Source organism: Candidatus Hydrogenedentota bacterium, assembly GCA_012730045.1.
In the GTDB taxonomy this organism is placed as follows: domain Bacteria; phylum Hydrogenedentota; class Hydrogenedentia; order Hydrogenedentales; family CAITNO01; genus JAAYBR01.
The window spans coordinates 1-7,890 of the sequence record JAAYBR010000006.1 but is presented as its reverse complement, the minus strand read 5'-3'; the positions used below and the strand labels follow the sequence as shown (position 1 = coordinate 7,890).

Below are 7,890 nucleotides of genomic sequence, written 5' to 3'. Positions count from 1 at the left end.
CCATGCTCGCGAACGGGTACGCTGACACCATTCGAGCTCCGGCCACTCTGTGGGACCCGCGACATCATCATGCAGGGAGCCAACTTTCTTATGCGAATTCCCGCCTCACGGCGGTCAGGGGCTCGCGATGACGCGTTGACCGTTGGTTGGGCGTGTGCCGTCGCCTAAGCCGTCATTGCGAACGAAGTGAAGCAATCGCTTGTCGGCAGTGCGATGGCGGGCACGAGGTCGCTTCGCTGCGCTCGCGATGACGCGTTGACCGTCGGCAGGGCGACAGCGGATACGGAATTGCTCCGGTGCAACGGTTTAAATGATCCAGGAGGTTGCCATGAGACATCTGTTTCCTCTTTCCCTTTTTCTCGCCGCGGTCCTGTCCGCCGCGCCGTCCGTACGGGCGCAGGACCCGTTTCCCGCGGAGTGGGCTTCCGAAATCCTCAAGAACGTCCCGGAGCTGCCGGACCCGTCGAATATGATGGCGGCCTTTCTGAACGCCCGGGCCTCCGAGGCGCTGGACCGCGCCGCGGCGCGGCGCGCGGAGCTCACCACGCCGGAGGCCGTGGCGGCGTACCAGGAGGAGATGAAGGCGTTCTTCATCCGCCAGCTGGCCGGCTTTCCGGAGCGCACCCCCCTCAACCCGCAGATCACCGGGAGAGGGGAGGGGAACGGGTTCCGCTATGAGAAGGTCGTTTTCGAGAGCCGCCCGAAGTTCTTCGTGACGGCCCTGCTGTTCCTGCCCCCGGACCCGGGACCGCACCCCGCCGTGCTGGTGCCCTGCGGCCACAGCGAGAACGGCAAGGCGTATGAGAACTACCAGCGCCTCTGCATCGGGTTCGCACGGAACGGAATGGCCGCGCTGATCTATGACCCCGTGGACCAGGGCGAGCGCGGGCAGCTCCTCACGCCGGACGGCAAGACGGCCCATCCCGGCACCACGGGCCACATGCTCGCCGGGACGGGCTGCATCCTCCTGGGGTCCAATCTTGCGCAGGTCCGCGTCTGGGACGGCATGCGCGCCCTGGACTATCTGGAGTCGCGGGAGGACATTGACCGGACGCGGTTCGGCTGCTGCGGCAACTCCGGCGGCGGCACGCTTTCCAGCTATCTCATGGCCCTCGACGACCGCATTTACTGCGCCGCGCCCGCGTGCTACCTCACTTCCATGAAGCGCCTGCTGGAGACCATCGGCCCCCAGGACGCCGAGCAGAATATTTTCGGCCAGACGGCCTTCGGCATGGACCACGCGGACTACGTCTGCATGCGCGCGCCCAAGCCCACCCTGATGTGCTGCGCCACGAAGGACTTCTTTGACATCCAGGGGGCCTGGGACACCTACCGCTCCGCCAAACGTGTGTTCGGGAACCTCGGGTTTCCCGAGCGGCTGGACCTTGTCGAGGCGAACGAGGAGCACGGCTACACGCCCCTCCTCCGCCAGACGACCATCCGGTGGATGCGCCGATGGCTCCTGGGGAAGGACGACCCGGTGGTGGAGGGGGAGTTTGACGTCCTCACGGAGGAGGAATCCCACTGCGCTCCCGGCGGCCAAGTGCTGAATTTGGAGGGAGCGCGGTCGGTCTATGACTTGAACCGCGACCAACTGGATACCTTAAAGAAGACTTGGCGGAAGCCCGAACCTTCCGATCTGGCCGCCTTGGTCGGCGCGGCGGAGATTGCGGACGGCGCAGCCGCGCCCTTATGGGAGGCGGAGGCGGGCACCTGGGCGGGGTGCGCCGTGCGGCGGCTGGTGCTCCAGCCCGAGCCGGGTGTGTTCCTCCCTGCGGTGCGGATCACCCCCGCATCGGTAACCGGTCTTCGCATCGTGGCCTGTCGGCAGGGAAAGGCCGCCTGGCTGGGCAAGGCGGACGCGCTGCGCGCGCTGGTGGGGCGGGGGGAGGACGTGCTGGTGGTGGACCTGCGGGACACGGGGGAGACGTTCTCCGTCTCCGCCCACAAACCTTGGGACGAACCTTTCGGCGGTAACTGGCAGACCTTTTTCCGCGCCTACCTGCTGGGGCGGTCCCAGACGGGCATGTGGACGTCGGACCTTGCCTGCTGTGCCAACTACCTGACCGGCGGGAGGGAAGGGGAGACCTGCCGGATCACGGCGACGGAGGGGTTTGTCATAGCCGCCCACTGCGCGGCCGCACTGGCGCCCGGCCGGATCGCCGGTGTGGACGCCGAGGCGCCGCCCCGGACGTGGGAGGAGACGGTCCTGTCCGGCGGGACGGAGTACCCGGATTTGTCCACCGTCGTTCACGGCATGCTTAACGTCTGCGACTGGCCGGCGTTGGCGCGGCCTTGACGGGGAAGGAATAATCACCATGCGCATGACGCGGCGGGTTTTCTGCGGGGCGGCTTTCGCCGGGCTGGCGGGGTGCGCAAGCGGAGCGCGGACGGCGGGGACCGCGGAGAAGCCGCCGTTCCCCCTGGTGGACCTGCATGTGCACTTGGACAACAGCACGGTGGACCAGGTGGTGGCGCTGTCCGCGGAGCGCGGCGTGAAATTCGGCATTGTGGAGCACGCGGGGACCAAGGAGAATGTTTACCCCGTGGTGCTGAGCAACGATGAAGAGCTGCTGCGGCATCTGGACACGTTGGCGGGAAAGCCCGTGTTTAAAGGGGTGCAGGCGGAGTGGCTGGACTGGAAGAGCGGCTTCTCCAGGGAGGCCCTGAAGAGGCTGGACTACATCCTCACGGACACCATGACCTTCCCCGGGCCGGACGGGCGGCGGATGAAACTCTGGGAGAAGCCCGAGGGCCTGGGCACGGCGCAGGAGTTCATGGCCCGCTACGTGGACTGGCACCTCCAGATCATTGAGACCATGTCCATGGACATTCTGGCCAACGGCACCTGGCTGCCGGCCGCCTTCGCCGCTGACTACGACACCCTGTGGACCGAGGAACGTGTGGCGAAGGTGGTGGACGCGCTGGTGAAGCACGGTGTGGCGCTGGAGATCAGTTCCGGGTTCCGCCTGCCCAAACTGCCCTGGCTCCGCCAGGCCAAGGCCGCCGGGGTCAAGTTCACCATGGGCAGCAACGGGCGTTATCCCAAGATGGGCCTGCTGGACTACTCCCTCGACATGGCTCAGCAGCTTGAACTCACGGCGGACGACTTTTTCCTCCCCGATGGAAAAGGTCCACGCAGGATTTAGAGCATTCCAAGGAAGAAACGCCGCATCCAAAACAGGATGCCGGGGATGGGCTCCGAGGCGGCACGGACTTTAGGCCCGTGTTTTGGGTCATGAATGCAGCCCATGAAACACGGGCTGGAAGCCCATACCACCGCAGTACCTGCGCTCGACACCCTCTTGGAAATGCCGCGTCTCACCCTGAAACTGCTCCAGCCTATTTGCCCTTCCCTGCGCCAGCGGGTTCCTTTCGGCCAGCCGCCCCCTTTCCGTCTTTATCACAATTATCATCCCGGCCATTGACAAAAAGCACGCACTATCTTAAGATAATGGTGGTGGCGGTGCCGGGGATGTGCATGTGCGCAGATGGGCATGCGCCCGTGAATCATATCCGCAGGTGTGAAACAACAAGGAGAGAAGACATGAAACAGAGACGAGGCTTTACCCTGATCGAGCTGCTGGTGGTCATCGCCATCATCGGCATTCTGGCAGCGATCCTGCTGCCCGCGCTGGCCCGCGCCCGCGAGGCCGCGCGGCGCGCCAGCTGCCAGAACAACCTCAAGCAATGGGGGCTGGTTTTCAAGATGTACGCCAACGAGGCCAAGGGCGCCTTTCCGCCCCTGCAGGCGGGCGCGTATCTCAAGAAAGACGGCACCTACCGCGGGGTGCTTGACGCGGGTCCCAACGTGTTTGTCATTTTTCCAGAGTACCTGACCGACCCGATGATTGCCTTCTGTCCCTCCAGCGCCTCGCTGGACGAGAGTCTTGACCGGGCCAAGCTGGACGGCGAGTGGTGCTTCGGGTATGCGGCCAACCACGGCGGCGACTGCGGGCGCGCGGTGGACAACAGCTACACCTATCTTGGATGGGTTTTCGACAATGACCGCGAGCAGCGGCCCATCGGTTCGTTCACCCTCTATTCTGTCCTCAGCTCCATGGTGGATGCGGACGAGGTGCCGGACGCGAATTCCCCGGCGCCGGTCCAGCTTGCCGCGGCCCTTGAGTCCTTGCTGGGGGACATCGCGGGCATCGCGCCCTATATCGCCAGTCCTCCGACCCGCCACGGGATGTATCCAAAGGCCGACCAGGACGCCGAGTTGCCGGTGGCGTACGCGGGCTACGGCAACGGCGGCGGCAACACGGTCTACCGCCTGCGCGAGGGCATCGAGCGGTTCCTCATCACGGACATCAACAACCCCGGCGCCTCCAACATGGCCCAGAGCACCATATTCATGATGTTCGACCAGGTCAGCACCAACGCCGCCGCCTTCAACCACGTTCCCGGCGGCAGCAACGTGCTCTACATGGACGGGCATGTGGAGTTCCTGCGCTATGACCAGACCGGCCCCGCGCCGGTCAACCGCCCGATGGCGGAGCTGATCGGAATGTTCACCGCGAGCTCCTGATGCTCTCTGTCTGACTGGCACCTTGTCATCCCCCGGAGCCCCGCTCCGGGGGATGCTTCTTCTTAAGGGAGAGTATCCTGAAAACCCCGAAAAAGCAGGAATCATCCCCCTTCACCGAAGCACTCCCGATAAAAAGATACATTTTGGTAGTTTTTTCGGGGTGCCAGTTTTCAGAAAGTGGGGGGTGGTATCTCTGCATATCACTGAAAGGCAATGACTTGCAGATGACGGACCCAACAGGGGTAAATGGGAGTTGATTTCTCGCACGGCCAGGCCGTATCATACCGTACGGAAAGCATTTTTCGGATGCTGAGACCGCAGAAACGCCCATCGAACGGATTTCGGTGGGCGGAAGTTTTATCCGGCAGCCGTGTTTCCGGCGCGTGTTGCGGACCGCAAGCGGGCGGTCCGGCGCGCGCCGGGCGAAAGGAATAAGCAACCGTGTACACCTACCCGACGGACCGCGACATTGCCGCCAGCCGCGGACTGAACCTGCCCGAATACGAGCGCGATGCGTGCGGCATCGGGTTCCTGTGCAACGTGGACGGGCATCCGGACCATGAGATTGTGCGGAACGGCTACCGCATCCTGGTGAACCTGACGCACCGGGGCGCCTGCGGGTGCGACCCGGAGACGGGCGACGGCTGCGGCATGCTGATGCAGCTCCCGCACGCGCTGTTCCAGCGCGAGGCGGAGGCGATGGGGTTTGCCCTTCCGGAGCCCGGGGCCTACGGCGCCGGCATGGTCTTCCTGCCGCGGGACGCGGCGTCGCGCGAGGCGTGCATCGCCCGGATCAACCGGGCCATCGCGGACGAGGGGCAGGTGCTCCTGGGCTGGCGCGACGTGCCGCGCGACAACGGCGTGCTCGGGTGGCTGGCGCGGAGCAACGAGCCGGTGATCATGCAGGTGTTCATCGGCGCGGCGCCGGGCCTCGACCGGGACGCCTTCGAGCGCAAACTCTTCGTCATCCGCAAGTCGGCCTCGCTGGCGATCCGGGCGATGGACCTGCCCGGCATGGACCAGTACTACGTTTGCAGCCTGTCGTCCCGGACCATTGTGTACAAGGGGCTCATGCTCCCCGCGGTGATGGACCGCTACTACCCCGACCTGGGCGACCCGCTCTTCCAGAGCGCCATCGCGCTGGTGCACCAGCGGTACAGCACGAACACGCTGCCGTCGTGGCCCCTGTCGCAGCCCTTCCGCTTCCTGGCGCACAACGGCGAGATCAACACGCTGCGCGGAAACATCAACATGTTCGCCTCGCGCGAGGCCCACTTCTCCAGCCCGGCGCTGGGGGACGATGTGAAGAAGGTGCTGCCCGTGCTGACGCCGGGGTACAGCGACTCGGCGATTTTCGACAACGCCTTTGAGGTGCTGGTGCGGGGCGGCTGGCCCCTCGGCATGGCCATGGCCACGATGGTGCCCGAGCCCTGGGCCGGCCACGAGACCATGCCCGACCGCAGGAAGGCCTTCTACGAGTTCATGTCCTGCAAGATGGAGCCGTGGGACGGCCCCGCCTCCATGATCTTCTCCGATGGCGTGCGGGTGGGCGCGGTGCTCGACCGCAACGGCCTGCGCCCGTCGCGCTACTGGGTGACCGACGACGGCCGCGTGGTCCTCTCCTCCGAGGCGGGCGTGCTCGACATCCCGCAGGAGAAGATCGTCAAGAAGGGGCGGCTCGAGCCCGGCCGGATGTTCTTCGTGGACACCGCCGAGGGCCGCATCGTCAACGACGAGGAGATCAAGGAGAGCTTCGCGTCCCGCCGCCCCTACCGGGCCTGGCTGGACAAGAACCGCGTCACCCTGGCCGGCCAATCCGCGTCGGCCGCCCCCGCCGAGCCGACGCCGCTCAAGGAACGGCAGGTGGCGCTGGGCTACTCCCGCGAGGACATGGAAATCCTGCTGGCCCCCATGGCGCGGACGGGCAAGGAGCCCACGGGCTCCATGGGCAACGACGCGCCGCTGGCGGTGCTCTCGCTGCGCCCGCAGCTTCTGTTCAACTACTTCAAACAGCTCTTCGCGCAGGTGACCAACCCGCCGATTGACCCGATCCGCGAGGAGATCGTCATGTCCCTCGAGACGACGATCGGCCGCGAGGGCAACCTGCTGGCGGAGGCGGAGGAGGACTGCCGCCAGCTCCGGCTGACGTCGCCGGTGCTCACAAACGCCCAGACCGCCGAGCTGAAGGCCCTGAACCTGCCGGGCCTCCGCGCGCGGACCGTCTCCACGCTCTTCGGGGCGCGGGGCGGCGAGGCCGCGCTCAAGGAGGCGCTCGACCGCATGTGCGCCGAGGCGGAGCGCGCGGTGGACGAGGGCTGCACCCTGGTCGTCCTGAGCGACCGGGGTTTGTGCCTGGAGCAGGCCGCCGCGCCGGGCCTGCTGGCCGTCGGCGCCGTGCACCAGCACCTGGTGCGCCGCCAGAAGCGGAGCCTTTGCGGGCTGGTCGTCGAGACCGGCGAGGCCCGCGAGGTCATGCACTTCTGCCTGCTCATCGGCTACGGTGCCGCCGCGGTCAACCCGTACACGGCCTTTGAGACCCTGGACGAGCTGGTGGCGCGCGGCGTGGTAACCGAGGTCTCGGCCGACGACGCCCGCAAGAATTTCGTCAAGGCCGTCGAGAAGGGCATGCTCAAGACCATGTCCAAAATCGGCATCTCCACGCTGCACAGCTACCGCAGCGCGCAGATATTCGAGGCCGTGGGCATCGGCCCGGAGGTGATGGACGCCTGCTTCACCGGCACGGCGTCGCGCATCGGCGGCATCGGCTTCGCCGAGATCGCGCGCGAGACCCTGCTTCGCCACGCCATGGCCTGGCCGGACAGCCCAGCCCGCGGCGTCGAGCTGGACACGGGCGGCCAGTACCGCTGGCGTCGGCGCGGCGAATTCCACCAGTGGAACCCCGTCACCATCGCCAAGCTCCAGCACTCCGTGAAGCTCGGCGACGCGGCCACCTACGACGAGTTCGCCGGGGAGGTGAACAACCGCAACCGGACGCTGGCGACGCCGCGCGGCCTGCTGAAGTTCAAAAAGGGGACCCCGGTCCCGCTGGACGAGGTGGAGCCCGCGTCGGAGATCGTGAAGCGCTTCTGCACCGGCGCCATGTCCTTCGGCTCCATCAGCCGCGAGGCCCACGAGAACCTGGCCATCGCCATGAACCGCCTCGGCGGCCGCAGCAACACCGGCGAGGGCGGCGAGGACCCGAGGCGCTTCGAGCGCGACCCGAACGGCGACCTGCGCCGCAGCGCGATCAAGCAGGTGGCCTCGGGCCGCTTCGGCGTGACCAATGAGTACCTCGTGAACGCCGACGAGATCCAGATCAAGATGGCCCAGGGCGCCAAGCCCGGCGAGGGCGGCCAGCT

At 66.4% G+C, this 7,890-nt stretch carries 5 protein-coding genes; all 5 read left to right on the top strand.

What is annotated here, in order from left to right; all coding sequences use genetic code 11:
• The first annotated feature begins 328 nt into the window (after positions 1-328).
• The gene (locus GXY15_00815) at positions 329-2,299 is read left to right on the top strand and encodes an acetylxylan esterase (GenBank protein NLV39758.1); all 1,971 of its coding nucleotides are present in this window, start codon (positions 329-331) and stop codon (positions 2,297-2,299) included.
• Between the two features lie 19 nt (positions 2,300-2,318).
• Positions 2,319-3,149 (top strand): hypothetical protein, encoded by an 831-nt coding sequence (locus GXY15_00810; GenBank protein ID NLV39757.1) that lies wholly within the window; start codon positions 2,319-2,321, stop codon positions 3,147-3,149.
• 102 nt (positions 3,150-3,251) lie between these two features.
• Entirely contained in the window at positions 3,252-3,428 is a 177-nt protein-coding gene (locus tag GXY15_00805) for a hypothetical protein (GenBank protein ID NLV39756.1), read from the top strand.
• A 119-nt stretch (positions 3,429-3,547) separates the two neighbouring features.
• A complete protein-coding gene (locus GXY15_00800; GenBank protein ID NLV39755.1) occupies positions 3,548-4,531 on the top strand; it encodes a prepilin-type N-terminal cleavage/methylation domain-containing protein in 984 nt (327 codons plus the stop codon).
• 441 nt (positions 4,532-4,972) lie between these two features.
• On the top strand, positions 4,973-7,890 hold a 2,918-nt coding region (locus tag GXY15_00795), incomplete at its 3' end, for a glutamate synthase subunit alpha (GenBank protein NLV39754.1).

What these genes read in the sequence shown, in the direction of transcription:
- GXY15_00805 (NLV39756.1), top strand. Translation starts at nt 3,252, where the DNA reads ATGAAACACGGGCTGGAAGCCCATACCACCGCAGTACCTGCGCTCGAC.
- GXY15_00800 (NLV39755.1), top strand. Translation starts at nt 3,548, where the DNA reads ATGAAACAGAGACGAGGCTTTACCCTGATCGAGCTGCTGGTGGTCATC.
- GXY15_00810 (NLV39757.1), top strand. Translation starts at nt 2,319, where the DNA reads ATGCGCATGACGCGGCGGGTTTTCTGCGGGGCGGCTTTCGCCGGGCTG.
- GXY15_00815 (NLV39758.1), top strand. Translation starts at nt 329, where the DNA reads ATGAGACATCTGTTTCCTCTTTCCCTTTTTCTCGCCGCGGTCCTGTCC.